General features: G+C 39.7%; 16 protein-coding genes. 12 read left to right on the top strand and 4 right to left on the bottom strand.

Features of this window, described 5'->3' with window-relative positions; genetic code table 11:
- Window positions 1-8: 8 nt before the first annotated feature.
- Window positions 9-539: a DUF5004 domain-containing protein gene (locus U735_RS0121220; protein ID WP_031445744.1), complete on the top strand. Its 531-nt coding sequence runs from the start codon at window positions 9-11 to the stop codon at window positions 537-539.
- A 72-nt stretch (window positions 540-611) separates the two neighbouring features.
- On the opposite strand, the gene U735_RS0121215 is transcribed toward U735_RS0121220, so the two are convergent.
- A complete protein-coding gene (locus U735_RS0121215; protein WP_031445743.1) occupies window positions 612-1,160 on the bottom strand; it encodes a CvpA family protein in 549 nt (182 codons plus the stop codon).
- A gap of 106 nt (window positions 1,161-1,266) precedes the next feature.
- On the opposite strand from U735_RS0121215, the gene U735_RS0121210 reads away from it, so the two are divergent.
- The 4 genes from U735_RS0121210 (at window position 1,267) to U735_RS0121195 (ending at window position 6,074) form a co-directional block, all read left to right on the top strand.
- The gene (locus U735_RS0121210) at window positions 1,267-1,623 is read left to right on the top strand and encodes a hypothetical protein (RefSeq protein WP_031445742.1); all 357 of its coding nucleotides are present in this window, start codon (window positions 1,267-1,269) and stop codon (window positions 1,621-1,623) included.
- 2 nt (window positions 1,624-1,625) lie between these two features.
- Complete coding sequence (locus U735_RS0121205) at window positions 1,626-1,937, top strand: antibiotic biosynthesis monooxygenase family protein (RefSeq protein ID WP_031445741.1); 312 nt, start codon at window positions 1,626-1,628, stop codon at window positions 1,935-1,937.
- Entirely contained in the window at window positions 1,918-4,308 is a 2,391-nt protein-coding gene (pbpC, locus tag U735_RS0121200) for a penicillin-binding protein 1C (protein WP_051892275.1), read from the top strand. The genes U735_RS0121205 and pbpC overlap by 20 nt, the downstream gene beginning before the upstream one ends.
- 98 nt (window positions 4,309-4,406) lie before the next feature.
- On the top strand, window positions 4,407-6,074 hold the full coding sequence (locus tag U735_RS0121195) for a glycerol-3-phosphate dehydrogenase/oxidase (protein WP_031445739.1): 1,668 nt from the start codon (window positions 4,407-4,409) through the stop codon (window positions 6,072-6,074).
- Window positions 6,075-6,125: 51 nt separating this feature from the next.
- On the opposite strand, the gene U735_RS0121190 is transcribed toward U735_RS0121195, so the two are convergent.
- Window positions 6,126-7,127 (bottom strand): NAD(P)H-dependent glycerol-3-phosphate dehydrogenase, encoded by a 1,002-nt coding sequence (locus U735_RS0121190; protein WP_031445738.1) that lies wholly within the window; start codon window positions 7,125-7,127, stop codon window positions 6,126-6,128.
- A 543-nt stretch (window positions 7,128-7,670) separates the two neighbouring features.
- Here U735_RS0121190 and U735_RS24735 point away from each other — a divergent pair.
- The 3 genes from U735_RS24735 to U735_RS0121175 all read left to right on the top strand — a co-directional run bounded on the left by U735_RS24735 (window position 7,671) and on the right by U735_RS0121175 (window position 11,236).
- Window positions 7,671-8,381, top strand: coding sequence for a nicotinic acid mononucleotide adenyltransferase (locus U735_RS24735; RefSeq protein ID WP_232233300.1), 711 nt, complete (start codon window positions 7,671-7,673; stop codon window positions 8,379-8,381).
- 222 nt (window positions 8,382-8,603) lie between these two features.
- Window positions 8,604-9,575 (top strand): phytanoyl-CoA dioxygenase family protein, encoded by a 972-nt coding sequence (locus U735_RS0121180; RefSeq protein WP_031445737.1) that lies wholly within the window; start codon window positions 8,604-8,606, stop codon window positions 9,573-9,575.
- 83 nt (window positions 9,576-9,658) lie between these two features.
- The gene (locus tag U735_RS0121175) at window positions 9,659-11,236 is read left to right on the top strand and encodes a SulP family inorganic anion transporter (RefSeq protein ID WP_031445736.1); all 1,578 of its coding nucleotides are present in this window, start codon (window positions 9,659-9,661) and stop codon (window positions 11,234-11,236) included.
- Between the two features lie 107 nt (window positions 11,237-11,343).
- On the opposite strand, the gene U735_RS0121170 is transcribed toward U735_RS0121175, so the two are convergent.
- On the bottom strand, window positions 11,344-11,823 hold the full coding sequence (locus U735_RS0121170) for a c-type cytochrome (RefSeq protein WP_031445735.1): 480 nt from the start codon (window positions 11,821-11,823) through the stop codon (window positions 11,344-11,346).
- A 45-nt stretch (window positions 11,824-11,868) separates the two neighbouring features.
- The gene (locus U735_RS0121165; RefSeq protein ID WP_031445734.1) at window positions 11,869-12,828 is read right to left on the bottom strand and encodes a YheT family hydrolase; all 960 of its coding nucleotides are present in this window, start codon (window positions 12,826-12,828) and stop codon (window positions 11,869-11,871) included.
- Window positions 12,829-13,099: 271 nt separating this feature from the next.
- Here U735_RS0121165 and U735_RS0121160 point away from each other — a divergent pair, with 271 nt between their 5' ends.
- The 4 genes from U735_RS0121160 to U735_RS0121145 are packed head-to-tail and all read left to right on the top strand — an operon-like array spanning window position 13,100 to window position 17,568.
- Window positions 13,100-14,482: a 3-keto-disaccharide hydrolase gene (locus tag U735_RS0121160; RefSeq protein ID WP_031445733.1), complete on the top strand. Its 1,383-nt coding sequence runs from the start codon at window positions 13,100-13,102 to the stop codon at window positions 14,480-14,482.
- A 28-nt stretch (window positions 14,483-14,510) separates the two neighbouring features.
- Window positions 14,511-15,869: a Gfo/Idh/MocA family protein gene (locus U735_RS0121155; protein ID WP_031445732.1), complete on the top strand. Its 1,359-nt coding sequence runs from the start codon at window positions 14,511-14,513 to the stop codon at window positions 15,867-15,869.
- Between the two features lie 18 nt (window positions 15,870-15,887).
- Window positions 15,888-16,952 carry a DUF6807 domain-containing protein gene (locus U735_RS0121150; protein WP_034248660.1) on the top strand — a complete coding sequence of 355 codons (1,065 nt, stop codon included), beginning with the start codon at window positions 15,888-15,890 and terminating at the stop codon, window positions 16,950-16,952.
- Window positions 16,953-16,962: 10 nt separating this feature from the next.
- Window positions 16,963-17,568 (top strand): 3-keto-disaccharide hydrolase, encoded by a 606-nt coding sequence (locus U735_RS0121145; RefSeq protein ID WP_034248658.1) that lies wholly within the window; start codon window positions 16,963-16,965, stop codon window positions 17,566-17,568.
- Window positions 17,569-17,585 lie beyond the last annotated feature (17 nt).

The following is a 17,585-nucleotide window of genomic DNA, read 5'->3' as shown; positions in this document are numbered from 1 at the left end:
GATATCATATGAAAAAAATAATTTGGTTTGGGCTCTTTGGGGCAATTGCATTTAACGTCTTATTGGTAGGTTGTAGCACGGATAATACCGTTGAATGTCCTGCTGATTATGAAGGAGCGCTCACTGAGGCGGAAAATGGGTTGCTCGGAACCTGGGAATTGACGGCCATTGTGGCGGTAAAGGAAGTAGATATTACCAAAGACGATGTGCAGAATCCTAAAAAGGATATTTATGTGCAATATACGGACTGCGAAAAGGATGCGGAATATACTTTCGGACCAGGGCGTGCCTACGAATTTGCCCAAGGTCAAAATGCGTCCAACTGTAGTAACAAGCTTAAGATTGAGGGTACCTGGAAGCATTCCGGTGATATCCTAGGTCTGATTGGAAATTGTTCCGCTCAAAATTTGAAAATTGTTTTCAATGAAGGCAAAACGGCATTTACCACTACTTCCAACTATAACATAACAGATGTGAATGGGCTAACTGTACAAACAGACGTTACATTTACCTATACCAAAATGGAAGCTACCGATTAATTGTTATTGAGTGAAGTATTATATCATCCTATGGTTGCCAAATTATTTTTTTGGTGCCTTAGGATGATATAATTACACACCCACCTTTATGAAGGTGTTTTTATCCTTATCTTGTGGTGGTTCAACATCAAGAGGCCCGTTTTCCTTAAGCACCTTGCTAAAAACAAGGGCCCCTATTTCCTTTACGGGCATATAAAGTCTGGATTCGTCAATTGATTCTTGTTTAATAAACCCAAGTTGATTGTTGGTCCTGTCAAAAAATATCAATAGGGCGCCTAGGATTACAGCAACCTTGAGTGCTCCAAATATTCCTCCAGCTATTTTATTTAGTAATCCCAACATGGCAAAATCGGCAATTTTGGTCAATAGTTTTCCAGCAATATTTACCACAAGGACAATAATACAGAAGGTGATCAAAAACGAGATAGTGTTCATGTATCTCTCGTTCCACTCCATTTTTTCTGAAAGATATTCCCCCACGATGTAGGAAAAGTGAATGGCGCCGTACAAACCTGCAATAAGGGCAATCAATGATGCCAATTCCACGAGTAGACCATTTCTAATTCCTTTGTATAGGCCATATAGTAATAGTAGTCCAATAATAATATCCAATACACCCATACAAAAGTCTTTTGACAAATATAAAACTTTGATTTGTACCTTTGAACAATTCTATTCTGTCTGGATAAGTGAATCCAACAATAGATTTAAATTAAGATAAATTACGATGTCTAGAGATACACAATTAAAAGATAGATGGGAGATTTTGGTAAAAAAATTGTCTGCCCAATTTGCGGACAACGATCCCTTGGAATTGGATGCCATTATATATCTGGTTGGAGTCCAGGAATTGGGTCAAATTCATAAAACCTATAAGAAGGATGAAAAATTAAATCTAATGCACATAGCTATATGTAGGTTGTTGGAACCATACGGGTACTATGAATTCGATTTTTTTGATGAAGATGGCTGGCCACATTATAGCATAAAGGAAGAGTTGCCCCCTTTAAAGGCCGGCGAACAATCCGTATTAATGAAAGAAGCTTTGGTAAGCTATTTCTTGGAAAAGGAGTACATTATATAGATATGGAACTTAATAATCCATATTACGCTGTAATATTTACTTCTATCACTACGGAAGAAGATAAAGGGTATTTGGAAATGGCCCATCAGATGGAGTCATTGGCAAAAAGTCAGACAGGCTTTCTAGGCTTTGAAAGCGCCAGGGGCCAAATGGGGATCAGCGTAAGTTATTGGGATAGTTTGGGTGCCATTGCGAATTGGAAAATGCAGGCAGATCATTTATTTGCCCAAAAAAAGGGAAGGGAAGAATGGTACAAATGGTATAAGGTCCGTATTTGTCTGGTGGAAAGGGAATATGAATTTGGGAACGGATAAGGGTCCAGACAAGGCAGCAACAACCTTACAACGGTTGAAGGGGCTAATTCAAAGGCATCCCAAGAAGTTACTTATCCTTATATTACTGTTGATTGCCTATTATTTCTGTTTGCCCAAACAACTATTCCGTACCCCCCATGCTACCGTTGTTGAGAGTAGATCGGGCAAACTTTTGGGAGCACTTATTGCCGAGGACGGGCAATGGAGATTCCCAGTGGTGGATAGTGTGCCCTACAAATTTGAGACCTGTATTTTAAATTTTGAGGACGCCCATTTTTATTGGCATCCCGGTTTTAATCCTATTTCCATAGGCAAAGCTTTTTTAGCTAATATTTTGGCAGGGAAAACAGTAAGGGGGGGCAGTACCCTTACCCAACAGGTGATACGTTTGTCCCGTAACCACAAAAAACGGACCTATTGGGAAAAAGTTAGGGAACTGGTTTTGGCTACAAGGTTGGAACTGGGATATTCCAAGAAATATATACTAAAATTATATGCCAGTCATGCCCCATTTGGTGGGAATGTCGTAGGCTTGGAGGCAGCAGCTTGGCGTTACTTTGGTATGCAGCCCAATCAATTGTCATGGGCAGAAGCAGCTACTTTGGCCGTATTGCCCAATGCCCCAAGTTTGATTTACCCTGGAAAGAATCATTCAAAACTGCTGTACAAGAGAAATAGGTTACTTCATAAATTATTGGATAATAATTATATAGATAGTACTACTTACCGGCTTTCGCTTTTGGAAGAATTGCCCAAAAAGCCTTTTCAACTGCCGGATACAGCTCCCCATCTGGTTCAATATTTGGCCAAAAAATATAAGGGGAAGAGAATTTCTACCCATGTGGATGAAAACCTACAGGGCAGTATAAACAATATTATAAACAAGCACTACAAAAGCTTGAAGCAGAATCAGGTTTACAATGCGGCAGTTCTGTTGATGGATGTCAAAACCAGGGAGGTACTTTCATATGTAGGTAACACACCAACGGACAACGAACACGAAAAGGATGTGGATATGGTGCAGGCCAATCGCAGTACCGGGAGTGTACTAAAGCCTTTGTTGTATACCGCCATGATGAATGCGGGAGAATTGTTGCCCGGTATGCTAATACCGGATGTTCCGACCCAAATTGCAGGTTATACCCCTGAGAATTTTAACGAAAGCTATAGTGGCGCCGTGGAGGCCGATAAAGCTTTGGCCAAGTCCCTAAATATCCCTGCGGTCCGCTTGCTACGTTCCTACGGACTTCAAAAATTCAGGGATCAACTGGATTTCTTTAATTTAAGGGGCCTGGATAAGTCTGCCGATCATTATGGATTAACGTTAATTCTAGGCGGGGCAGAAAGTAATCTATGGGATTTGTGCAAGACCTACGCCTCCTTGGCATCAACCGTAAACCATTTTAATGCCACCTCCAGTGAATACTATACAAAGGAATTTGTAGAACCAATTCCAACATCTGAAACCAAAGTAGATTTCGGTGCCAAATCTACCGAGGTGACCATCTTTGATGCGGCCAGTATCTATCTTACCTTTGAGGCCATGAAGAAGGTCAATAGGCCCGAGGGCAGTGAATCCTGGGAGTTTTTTGATTCCTCCAGGCAGATAGCTTGGAAAACGGGTACCAGTTTTGGAAACAAGGATGCCTGGGCCATTGGCATTACCAAAGACTACGTAGTTGGGATTTGGGCAGGAAATGCGGATGGCGAAGGAAGACCAAATGTAACCGGGCTTAGCAGTGCCGCACCAATTTTATTCGATGTGTTCGATCTGCTGCCCAGGTCTACCTGGTTTCAAAAGCCTGAGGATGAGTTTACTGAAATTAAAGTATGTTCGGAAAGCGGTTACCTGGCTACCGACATATGCCCTAAAACAGTTATTTCTATCCCAAGAAAGCAAAATTTTGTCCAGGCATGTGCTTATCATCAATGGGTGCATTTAAATGTTCAAAAGCAGTTCAGGGTCAATTCCTCCTGTGCAGATTTGTCAGAAATGTTCAGCGAATCATGGTTTGTATTGCCCCCGCTAATGGAATACTATTATAAAAAGGGACATCCTTCCTATAAGACCTTGCCTCCCTTTCTAGAAAATTGTAGGGAAACCAATACTGCGGCAATGGAGTTCATATATCCAAGGAACGGAAGTAGAATTACTTTGGCAAGAAATTTTGAAGGTAAGAAGAATGAATTGGTAGTTAAGTTGGCCCATGTTAAACCGGAAACACCGGTTTATTGGTATTTGGATGAGAAATTTATTGGACAAACCACAGACTATCACGAAATAGGATTGATGCCCATACCTGGAGAACATGGAATTATGGCAGTTGATGCCCTAGGTAATGAAGTTGTTATAATAATAACCATAGAATAACAATTGTCCTTTGATTTGGGTCTATAATCAATTACCTTTAATGACATTGGTCAAACTAAGATTAATATAGCCGCAATAAACCGATACCGTATAAAAAGATGACAAAAAATATTCGCTTTTCTAATTTGGATAGAAAAAAAACAATTGCCAAACTAAAGGGGGAGACCTTTGATCTGGTGGTTATAGGTGGAGGTATTACAGGTGGTGGGATTGCCTTGGATGCTGCATCCAGAGGCTTAAAAGTAGCCTTGGTTGAAAAAAACGACTTTGCATCTGGCACAAGTAGTAAATCAACAAAACTGATTCATGGCGGATTGCGATATCTAAAACAATTCGACTTTTGGTTGGTAAAAGAAGTGGGTTCCGAAAGGGCCATAGTACATAATTTGGCACCACATTTAGTGCTGCCGGAGAAAATGTTGCTACCATTGATAGAAAATGGATCTTATGGCAAATGGCTTACTTCCATTGGGTTAAAGGTTTATGATATTTTGGCCCAGGTAACGGGAGATGATAAACGCAAAATGTTGGAAAAGAAGGAAGCCCTGAAATTGGAACCTTTGTTGCCAAAAAAAATATTGAAAGGCGCTGGGTATTATGCGGAGTATAGGACAGATGATTCCAGACTCACCATGGAGACCATAAAGACCAGCCTACAATATGGTGCCATGCCCCTAAACTATGCAGAGGTTACGGACTTTATTTATGAGGAGGATATGGTTGCAGGGGTTAAAGTAAAGGACACGGTCTTGGATACTGAATTCCCAATAAAGGCCAAATATGTCATAAGCGCAGCAGGACCATGGGTAGATGAACTTAGGGGGATTAACAATTCCAAAAAAGGAAAGCGTCTGCACCTAACCAAAGGAGTACATTTGGTTTTTCCTTATGAAAAATTGCCTATAAAGCAATCCGTTTATTTTGATATCCCGGACGGACGCATGATGTTTGCGATTCCTAGGGGCAAGATTACCTATATAGGCACTACGGACACCAATTTTAATGAGAACAAGGATAGCGTAAGAACGGATGTGGCCGATGCTATTTATTTGATATCTGCCGTAAATAATATGTTTCCAAAGATAAATTTGGAAATGGAAGATATTATCTCTTCATGGGCAGGACTACGGCCACTTATACATGAAGAAGGTAAGTCTGCCTCGGAATTATCGCGAAAGGATGAAATTTTTACCTCAGATACCGGCCTCATAAGTATTGCCGGTGGAAAGCTAACGGGCTATCGTAAAATGGCGGAGCGTGTAGTGAACAGGGTGGCCAAAAAAATGGAAGAAGATTATGGTATTAGTGTAAAGGATTCGGATACGGATCATATTCCTCTATGTGGAAATGATTTTAAAAAGTATAAATATGTTAAGAAATATATTGCCGAAATCCATGAAAGACTAACCCCTGAGGGATTTTCCCATTATGATGCCTGGTATTTGGTAACCAATTATGGAAAGCAGACCGAAACAATTTTGCAGTACTATGCAAAACAGAAGGAAGATGATCATGTGTTGGGTATGGCAAAGGCCGAGTTAAAGTTTACCATAGAAAATGAAATGGTACAAACTCCTATGGATTTTTTTATACGAAGAACTGGAAGATTATATTTTGATATAGATAGTATTAGGAATTTGATGGAACCCATCCTGGCAGAGTTCAAGACTATATATAAACTGGACGATGAGGTCATTAACTCCTACCGGAAAACCTTGGAAAGAGAAATGGATGAGCATTCCAATTTTTCGCTGGACCGAATTTAGGGGCAGTGGTTAAAGTAATCTTTGGAGGCCCAAGGGAGTTAAATAATAAGGCTAATCCAGCTTTTCGGTGAGCTCCTTAAAAACCTTTTTCGGGCTTTTATTTTCATATAGCACTTCATAAACGGCATTTAGAATGGGCGTTTTTGATTTATTCTTGTGTTTGGAAACTATTAGATGTGCACTATTGGTAGCATAGTAACCTTCGGCCACCATTTTCATTTCCATCATGGCACTTTTTACGGTGTAACCTTTACCGATCATATTTCCAAACATACGGTTACGGCTAAAAACGGAGTAGCCCGTTACCAAAAGGTCTCCTAAATAGGCAGAGTCGTTAATGTTACGCTTCATTTTATGTACCCGTTTTATAAACCGCTTCATTTCTCTTATGGAGTTGCTCATGAGTACGCTTTGAAAGTTGTCTCCGTAACCCAAGCCATGGGCGATACCTGCAGCAATGGCATAAATATTCTTTAGCATGGCTGCATATTCCGTACCTATAATATCGTCGGATATTTTGGTTTTAATATAGTCGCTACTTAGGTGCTTGGCCACTAATTTGGCTTTTTCTGTATCTGCACAGGCTATGGTTAAATATGACAAACGTTCCAAAGCAACTTCTTCGGCATGGCATGGTCCTGTAATGACCCCAATATTTTCGAAAGGAATGTTATAGTTGACATGAAAATGCTCTCCCACGATCAAACTGGATTCCGGCACAATACCCTTTATTGCGGAAAAAATAATTTTGTCCTTGATATCTACGGTCAAATGCTTCAATTCGTTTTCTAAGAAAGCGGAGGGAATGGCAAAAATAAGGACATCGGCATTGGCAACAGCCTCGTTAATATTGTCCGTGAGGTTTAATTGTTCTGTATGAAATTCTACCGAACTTAAGTAATTGGGGTTGTGTTTCTGTGTCCTAATGTGTTCAATAGCATCGGTATTGCGCATATACCAATTAACCACATCGGCATTCTCTGTCAACATTTTAACAATGGCAGTTGCCCAACTACCACCACCCAACATTGCAAATTTTATATTGTTTTTCATTTATTTAATATTTCTTGTTGTATGCCAAGACCCAATAACCAAGTTATCTCCTAATTAAAAAAATCAATGGACCATCAGTTTTCCGGTATTAATATGGAAGAGTACGTGGCTCATTAAAATCTATGGCAATGTAGGACTGTTTTTTGGAGATTCAAAACAAGAATTTATTACCATCGGTATAAGTTTTGGTGTTAAATTGGAAACCCAAGTTTTTGTTCCTGTAAATATTTTTAAGTGTTTGATGATTATAATTTGTTGATTAACAATAGTTTATATTGTTGGCATAATGATTGTTTTACTGGTATAGGTAACATCAAACTATATAAAATGAGAACTACAAAACTACTCTTTACAACTTTAACCCTGGCTGTTTTGGCTACAGGTTGTTAAACCGAAGTTATTATTGAAGACGAATATATTGATGAACCCTTTCTCAATGTCAATGCCTTATTAAAATCCCACGAGCTTTGGTATGTAGATATAAATGCTACTTCCGGTAATGGGGAGGTTCCTTTTTTACAACGTGCATTCACCATCTCATTTGTGGGTGAAACCGTTTTTGCCAATAATAATATAGTGGGTATTGGGAAAACAGGAAACGGCTTTGGACTCGATGTTGGTTATTTCAATACGGCCAGTGAAAGGCTGCAAATTAACCATGATGTGGACGGATTTTGGAGCTTGGAGGTATTCGTTGTGGATAACAATACCATTGAATTATATGATTCCCATAGCCGAACTTCATATTATTTGGAGGGATATCAAAGAAATAACTTTGATTATGACATGGTATTTTATGACAATATTGAATATCTATTGCAGGAATATGATGTTTGGGAAAAGGTAGCTACGAGTAAGGAAGGATTAGTGAACGATTTCGATTCGGAAAATTATTTACAGTTCTATATTGACGGAAACAGAAGTATGTTTAATTCCTCGGTAGACCCCAGTGGGATGCATTTGGACGATGTTTTATGGGATTATAGTGGGGAGTATTCATTATTCGACGTTTATAACGATGAAACGCTCAAAACTTTAACACTGGATTATGACTTTATGGGCAATGATTACTTTGAGTTGTACGTTATTAATGATAGTACAATAGAGCTGTATCATTCCTCTAGTGGAACAGTTTACAAGTTTAAGGGAAGGGGATTTATTACCTATTTGAAATCTGGAATTTCCCAAGTGGACAGAAAGAGGACTAAAACCCAATATGGGACCATGAAGGTGGTCAGAAAAAGAAAGATATAATTATTGCCGTAAGGTTATACGGTGACAATATAAGGAAGTTTTTGGTTGGTTATTTAGTTAAAGACCGTCTTGGAGTAATTGCCCAAGGCGGTTTTTTTATTCATCATTTTCTCTGAACATTCCATAGGAGCAATTCCACAATCCGTTTAGCGTCCAACTAAGTTTTTTTCAATTAAATTCCTTAATTTAAGGTACTATACGCTACCTTAAAAAGTAAAGGAAATGAAATCCAAGGATACTAATTCGAAAAAGGGGAATCCCCATGCGGAGATACCGGGCAACCCATCTACCTCAACCACCAGCAAAATTATTTTGAGCGACAGAAGTAATGGAAAACCTTTACGGATACTTAGTGAGGAGGATTGGAAATTTTGGTTGCACAACGGATACATCGTTGTCAAAAATGTCATTTCTAAAGATCAAGCACAGATAACAGCCAATTTTATATGGGAGTTTGAAGAAAAGGATCCCGACGATCCGGAGACATGGTATACTCTACCACGTGCAGAGATGAAAATGAAGGAATTAACGGGAACTGGAATGGTAGAAGTGTACAATCACCAGCATTTATGGAACAATAGACAGCAACCGAAGATATATGATGCCTTCGTGGATGTCTGGGGAACTGAAAAACTTTGGGTAACCATAGACAGGGCCAATCTAAATTTCCCAATTAGACCTGGATTTCAACAAAAAGGGTTTATACACTGGGACTACGACCCGGAAACAAGGCCCCAGAATGTGCAGGGCGTTTTAGCCTTGGTAGACCAGACCGATGAAAATATGGGAGGATTTCAATGCATCCCCTGGTTATACAGGAATTATGATACTTGGAAACTGACCCAGCCCAACGAAAGGGATCGTTTTAAGCCAGACGTAAGCGCCTTACAGGACAAAATAGTTAAGGTTAAAATGGAAGCAGGGGATCTTTTGATTTTTAATAGTACCCAACCTCATGGAATAAGGCCCAATCTTTCTAAAGACAAGGTGCGTATTGCCCAGTATATTTCTATGATGCCGGCGGAAGAAGACAACGGGCCTCTCCGGGCCTGGCGTATCAACGCTTGGAGAAATAGATTGGCTCCAGAAGGTTATGCCTTTCCCGGAGATCCCAGGAATTGGGAACAAACCAAATATAAAACTGCTGAATTAACTACTTTGGGTGAGAAACTATTAGGGCTTCAATCCTGGTAATTTGTTGTAAATGTCACATTTAGGCATATCATGGTCTGTAAAACAAGAAAATCCACTACTTTTGCCCCCTCAAAAACAAAAACGTGAAGAAGTATTTAAATCTATTCGATTTTAAGCAAAAAGTAGATTATAAGACCGAGATTTTGTCCGGTTTAACCGTGGCCCTAGCTTTGGTTCCCGAGGCAATTGCTTTTGCACTGATTCCTGGGTTTTCTCCGTTAACAGGATTATATGCAGCATTTGTGCTAGCATTGGTAACTTCTATTTTAGGGGGTAGACCAGGAATGATTTCCGGGGCTACAGGTGCCGTGGCGGTTATTTTTGTGGGATTAATTTTGGAATTGAAGAATACTTTCCCAGGGATTACTCCAGAGACTATTTTGAATTATGTTTTTGCTACCGTAATCATTGCCGGGCTATTGCAAATAATGGCCGGAGTTTTAAAGTTGGGTAAATTTATACGCCTGGTGCCACATCCTGTTATGTTCGGATTTGTAAACGGACTGGCCATTATAATTTTTATGGCCCAGTTCCCTAATTTTTATGTAAAGGGAACTTCCGAATTGATGTCGGGGATGCCTTTTTGGACCATGCTCGGATTAACCCTTTTAACAATGTTGATCATTTGGGGCTTCCCAAAAATAACCAAGGCAGTTCCCTCTTCCTTGTTGGCGATCGTTGTAGTATCGGCCATTGTTTTGGGCTTTGGAATAGATACACTTACAGTAGCGGATACAATGGCTGAAGGCGAATCCATTAAAGGAGGATTTCCTCCCTTGTCCATACCCAATTTGCCATTTACACTGGAAACCTTAAAAATAATCTTACCTTTTGCGGCCATTGTAGCAGGAGTTGGTTTAATTGAGAGTTTACTTACCTTAAATATAATAGACGAAATTACCGATACTCGGGGAAGTGGTAACAAAGAATGTATAGCCCAGGGAACAGCCAATATTTTTTCCGGATTCTTATCCGGGATGGGTGGTTGTGCTATGATCGGACAAAGTCTGATCAATACTTCGGCCGGCGCCAGGGCCCGATTGTCGGGAATCACCGCTGCGGTAATGTTGTTGGTGTTTATAATGTTCGGTTCCAATTTAATAGAACAATTGCCTATGGCCGCCTTGGTTGGACTAATGTTTATGGTAGCCATTGGAACTTTTGAGTGGGCAAGTTTTAAGACATTTAGAAAAATGCCTACCTCCGATGTTGTCGTAATGGTTTTGGTGACCTTGATTACTGCCATTACCCATAATTTGGCCGTTGCCGTATTGTTCGGGGTAATTATTTCCGCCTTGGCCTATTCCTGGGAAAATGCAAAACGTATTAGAGCCAGAAAATCTATAGATGAAAACGGTATAAAACATTATGAAATTTATGGACCATTGTTTTTTGGATCCACAACCGCCTTTGCCGAGAAGTTTGATATACAGAACGACCCCAACGAAGTAATTATCGATTTTAAGGAAAGTAGGGTGGCAGATATGTCTGGAATTGAGGCCCTGAACAAATTAACGGAACGCTACGCCAAGGTGGGTAAAAAAGTGCATCTAAAACATCTAAGTCGCGACTGTATAAGGTTATTGGAGAATGCCAACGAAATTATAGATGTCAATGTAATAGAAGATCCTACTTACAAGGTGGTGGTGGATAAGCTATAGTTTTACCCTTATGATATTTATTACAGAATAATAATTCTATATAAAAAAAGCGTTTGCAACAACTTAATTATTGATGCAAGCGCTTTTTGTTTTTTATGAATCTTGTACTATAGAGTCCTTAAATACTCTGCTACCGCACGGGCATCATCTTCGGAAAGATTCTGGTTTAACATAACGGCATTGTTATACTCCTTCAGTAAGGCCTTGGCTATTGGGTCTTCCTTAAGCATACCATCTGGATTCAAGATCATGTTCATAACCCATTCTGGGCTTCTCCTTTCAAAAACACCTTTAAGTGCAGGTCCAATCAACCGCTGCTCGGCCATATGGCAGGCTACACAAATGGTACTAAATGTTTTTTGTCCTTTGGCTGCCAGCTCGGCATCTATTTCATCTGCGAATGTTACAGATTTAATAGGTCCAACACCTTTGTTGTTCATGTCTACAGGTACTCCCTCACTTACAGGTTCCGCTTTGACTTCTTTTTTGGTACGGTTCATTTCAAAACCTTCCTTCTTTTCTTCTTTTTTTTCGCCACAGCTAAGGATTAATCCAGCTAAGGCCAAAGGGATAAATAATTTTCTCATCGTTTAGGTATATTATTTCACGAAGATAATAAATAGATTATTTTATTATAATTCTTCAACGAATTTTAATGCCCTTTTTTCAGTATAGGTGATATTTTTTTCGCCATAAAAGCCAACATGGCCTCCGTATTGGGGGAGTTCAAAATGTACACTATTATTTTGTTCAGCTTCCTTGTAAGGATAACATTGGTCCCCTAAAAAGGAATCATTTTGTGCATTTATAATAAGTGTGGGGATTCTAATGGCATGTATAAATTGAAGTGAACTGGATTTTTGATAATAATCAATGGCATCCTTAAATCCATGTGCCCGACTGGTATAGACGTCGTCAAAATCCTTTAGGTTGTTTATATTGGCGATATCCGGATCGCTTATTTTATCTGGAAAAAGCAGCTGTTTTGCACGCAGTTTTTCTATAAGATGTTTCTTAAAACGTTTGGCATACACTACGTTTTTTGGTTTCAATAGCTCCAATAATGAACTATGCAGGTTGCAGGGAACAGAGATTGCGACCGCCCCTTTTATTTCTTTAGGTACGGACCTTCCTTCCCCCAAATACTTTAGGGTTAGATTACCACCTAGGCTAAACCCCTTTAAGTAAATATTAGCGTATTTTTTTTCTTTAAGTATGTGGTTTATTACGGCTTCCAAATCTTCCGTGGCACCGGAATGATAAGATTGGAAAAGCCTATTGGTTTCACCACTGCAACCTCTATAGTTAACGGCACAGGCATCTATGCCAATAGCATTGAACTGTTTAGCGCTACCGGTAATATAGTGTCTTTGTGCATTGCCTTCCAGACCGTGCAGAAGTATTACCACTCCTTTTGAGGGCCTTTGGGCGTAGCTCCAATCCAAATCCAAAAAATCCCCATCGCTCAGCTCTAAGCGTTCCCTTATTTGGGCCAGTCCATTGACCTTTCTGATCAATCCGGAATAGATTGTGGAGAAATGGCCACTTTTAAAAAGCAATGGAGGGTTGTATGTAGATGTGATTATTGGCATTAATGGAATTCTGAATGAATTTGGGGTGTTATTTTATGGATTGGTTGACAAGATAAGTTAATCCCATAATTTATCAAAGATCGGTTGACTGTATAAACAGGGTTGTCATTTTAGGGGCCTATATTTTTGGAATATGAAATTAATTGGATGGTTATTTTACCAAATTCATTCTTATTATAAATTATATGTATGAATTTGTGAATTATAATATTGTTGTTTCAACATATTTTTATATTTTCGTTAACGTTAACGAAAATAATACTTAAATGTTATGGCTAATAGGAAACTGACCAAGATAGTCTTGGTAGCAATGCTTCACTTTGCTTTTTTCAATGCTTTTGCCCAAGATGGGTGGGAAACACTTTTTAATGGGAAGGATTTCTCCAATTTTGAACAATTGAACGGGAACGCAAAGTATAAAATTGAAAATGGGGAAATGATTGGGACCTCCAGGTTGAATACCCCCAATAGTTTTATGGCCACCAAAAAGGCCTATGGTGATTTTGTTTTGGAGTTTGATGTGTTTGTGGAAAACGGACTCAATTCCGGAGTTCAATTTAGAAGTTTGAGCCTTCCCGAATATATGGATGGGAGGGTACATGGATACCAATGTGAAATTGAAACCAGCGATAGAAAATGGGCTGGGGGAATTTATGACGAGGCAAGACGCGGGTGGTTATATCCATTATCCAGGAACGTTAAGGGGCAAAATGCTTTTAAACCTGGGGAATGGAATCATTATAGAATTGAAGCCATCGGTAACAATATAAGGACTTGGATAAACGGAATACAGTGTGCAAATCTTGTAGATGATGTTACCGCAAGTGGATTCATTGCTTTTCAGGTACATTCCATTCATAATGCCAGTTTGGAAGGCAAAATAGTGAAATGGAAGAATATTAGGATCAAAACTTCCGATCTGGAAGAGGAGCGTAATAATGTGGCCCTATATGCCCCGGAAATAAGCTATTTGCAAAATGAGCTAACCCCAAATGAAGTTAGAAAGGGATGGCGATTGTTATGGGATGGAAAAACTTCGGAAGGATGGCGAGGTGCCAAACTGAATTCATTTCCAGAGAAAGGTTGGGTAATGGAAGACGGTACTTTAAGTGTTCTTTCATCTGGAGGTGCAGAGTCGCGTAATGGAGGGGATATTGTAACAACGGCGGCTTTTATCAATTTTGAGTTAAGTGTGGATTTTAAATTGACCAAAGGTGCCAACAGCGGAATTAAATATTTTGTAGATCCTGAGCTTAATAAGGGCGAAGGTTCGGCCATTGGTCTGGAATTTCAAGTATTGGACGATAAGGAGCATCCTGATGCAAAAATGGGAAAAAATGGTAATAGGACCGTGGGATCCTTATATGATCTTATCCGTGCAGAAAACTTGGAAAACTCTAGGGGCAAGAACTTTAATGGGGTAGATAAATGGAACAATGCGCGAATTGTTGTTAAGGACGGCCATGTTGAGCATTGGCTAAATAATGTGAAGGTTGTGGAATTTGACAGGTTTAGTCAAATGTTTAAGGCATTGGTGGAAAAAAGTAAATACGAGAAATGGGAAAATTTTGGGGTTATCCCAGAAGGTTTGATCCTGTTACAGGATCATGGGGACAATGTTTCTTTTAGAAGTATAAAAGTACGTGAGTTTTAAATTAGGTTCAATTGAAAATATTAGAATTATGAGTGAGGGACGTAGAAATTTTATTAAGAAAACGGCTTTGGCCTCAGGAGGCATAGCCTTAGGGGTTAATTCAATGAGTGCCAAAAGTTACAGTAAGATCATTGGCGCCAATGATAGGGTAAGGGTAGGAATTGCAGGGTTTTCCAATAGGGCCAAAGGGGCATTGATACCAGCATTCCTGGGCCATCACAAAAAACAGAACTTTGAAATTGTTGGCGTTTCCGATATTTGGAACCGCAGAAGGGATGAAGGAGCTGCTTTCCTAAAGGAAAAGACCGGGGAAAAGATGAGGATTTGGAGAAACCATGACGAAATGTATGACGAAAATAAAATTGATGCCGTCATAATCTCCACTCCAGATTTCCAACACGCCTTGCACACCGTGCAAGCTGCCAATGCAAAAAAGGATGTTTATGTAGAAAAACCCTTTGCCGAAACTATGGATGATGCCAGGGTAGGTAAAAAGGCAGTCCAAGATTCGGGAATCGTATTTCAAATTGGTTCACAAAGGCGAAGCGGGAAAAATTACCACGCGGCCAACGACTATATTAAATCGGGTAAATTTGGTGATATTGTGATGGTTGAAATGAGTTGGAACGTAAATCAGCCTGACAGATGGCGATTGCCTGAATTGACCAGTCAAATCAAGGAATCGGATACGGATTGGAAGCGTTATTTAATGAACAGACCTTATGAGGCCTGGGATCCTAGAAAATATTTGGAGTATAGATTGTTTTGGCCTTTTTCTTCAGGAATTCCAGGACAATGGATGTCCCACCAGATCGATACTGTTCACTGGTTTACGGGATTAAACCATCCGCGTAGTGTTGCTGCGAATGGAGGAATCTATCTATGGAAAGACGGAAGAAAAAATTACGATACCATGACGGCGGTATTCGATTATGGCCCATTGGATGACCTTTCCAAAGGTTTCCAAGTGGTATATTCTTCCAGGTTTACCAATTCCGCAGGAGGTACCAAGGAAATATATTATTCCAATGGGGGAGAATTGAACTTGGATACCAATAAGGTGAGTCCCAATGGTGGATTAAATGCTTCCCATGCCAATAAAATGGGAATGCAAGAGAATAAATTACCAGAATTTGATCTATCGGATAGTGCTGTACAAGTGGTCACCTCTGCAGATACTGGTGCAGATAATATGACCTCTTTGCACATGTTGAATTGGATGGAATGTGTAAGGAGCAGAAAGGAAACAAATGGTCCAATAGATGCTGCCTACAATCATTCCATTGCCAACATAATGACTACCGCAGCCCTTAGGACGGGATTAAAATCCACTTTCGATGAGAAGGCTCAGGATGTTTTGGCCGGTGATAATGTCTTCAAATATTAATCTTAAAACATCAATAGCATGAATAAAATCAATATAGGTTGTATTCTCATTTTAATGGTAATTTCTTCCTGTAAGGATAAGGTAGAAAAGGGGAATGTTGAGGAATCTTCACCAAAGATGGATCAAGTCACCTTTACTACAGATGAAAACAACCAAAAGGTAAACGTACTAATAGATGGAAATTTATTTACAAGCTACATATACGATGGAAAAACTCCTAAACCCGTTCTGTATCCGGTAATTACCAAAAGCGGTAAAAAAATAACCAGGGGATTCCCGATAGAGCCTGTAGAGGGGGAAAGGGTGGACCATCCGCACCATGTGGGGATATGGTTTAATTACGGAGATGTAAACGGATTGGATTTTTGGAACAATTCCTATGCCATAAAAGAAGAGGATAAACATAAATATGGAACCATCAACCATCGGCAGATCGTGGAAACCGATGCAGAAAAGGGTATCCTAGTCACCAAGGCTAGCTGGGATACTTCCGATAATAAAAATCTATTGGAAGAAACAACGGAATTTGCCTTTAGTCAAAACGGGGATACCAGGAAGATTATTAGGACCACTACCCTGAAAGCCTTGGAAGATGTATCCTTTAAGGACAATAAAGAGGGAATGATTGCCATCAGGGTGACCAGAGGGCTAGAGCTTCCTTCCGATCGACCCGATATATTTATGGATGCCAACGGGATACCGACAGAAGTAAAGGTTTTGAACAACGAAGGTGTTAATGGCAATTATTTAACCAGCGAAGGAAAGACGGGAGAAGAGGCCTGGGGAACTAGGGCCAAATGGACTACTTTATACGGAAAGATTGCGGATGAGCCTGTTTCGGTAACCATAATGGATCATCCCGGTAATGTGGGGTATCCTACCTATTGGCATGCTCGAGGATACGGACTTTTTGCGGCCAATCCCTTGGGACAAGAGGTGTTTTCGGAAGGTAAGGAAAAATTGAATTTCACCTTGGCCAAAGGGGAATCCGTTACTTTTAGATACACCATTTTGGTGCACAACGGGGAGCAATTGACAGAAGATTCACTGAACGGATATTTTTCTGATTTTAGCAAAATCTAATAATTCTACTATGAAATATATTGTAATTTTATTGCTTTTTCTGACTTTTGGCAACATTGGAATGGCCCAGAATTCTGAAGGGACAACCATGTATAGCTTGTTCAACGGCAAGGCATTGGAATCTTGGAAAATTCCGGATGGAGGGGAATGGACCGTCAAGAACGGAAAGATAATAGCCAAGAATAATCCGGGAAAAAAGGGTTCCATACTTTGGACCAAGGAGAGTTATAATGACTTTGTAGTACAATTGGATTTTAAAATGATAAGTGGGAACATTGATTCCGGCATATTTATGCGGGGCGAGGATAAAAATAACCCTCAGATACAAATTGGCATATCTGGCTCCCTAAAAAGGGATATGACCGGGTCGCCATATGTACCAGGTGCCAGTTATCCAGTGGAGGCTAAGAATGTAAATAAGTTGCTCCGTTTAAAGGGCTGGAATACGATCAAGGCACGTGCAATGAACAATAAGTACACCGTTTGGTTAAATGGAGAGGAAGTTATGAATTATACAATGGATAACGCCAATCTGCAAGGTCCGGTTGGGTTGCAATTGCACCCAGGAAGAGAAATGGAAATACACTTTAAAAAAATAGTTTTAGGCAGGCTGTGAATAAATACAAATTGTAA

Source organism: Arenibacter algicola (genome assembly GCF_000733925.1).
Classification (GTDB): domain Bacteria; phylum Bacteroidota; class Bacteroidia; order Flavobacteriales; family Flavobacteriaceae; genus Arenibacter; species Arenibacter algicola.
Note: the sequence above shows the minus strand (reverse complement) of the source record. Positions and strands in the feature narration are given on the sequence as shown.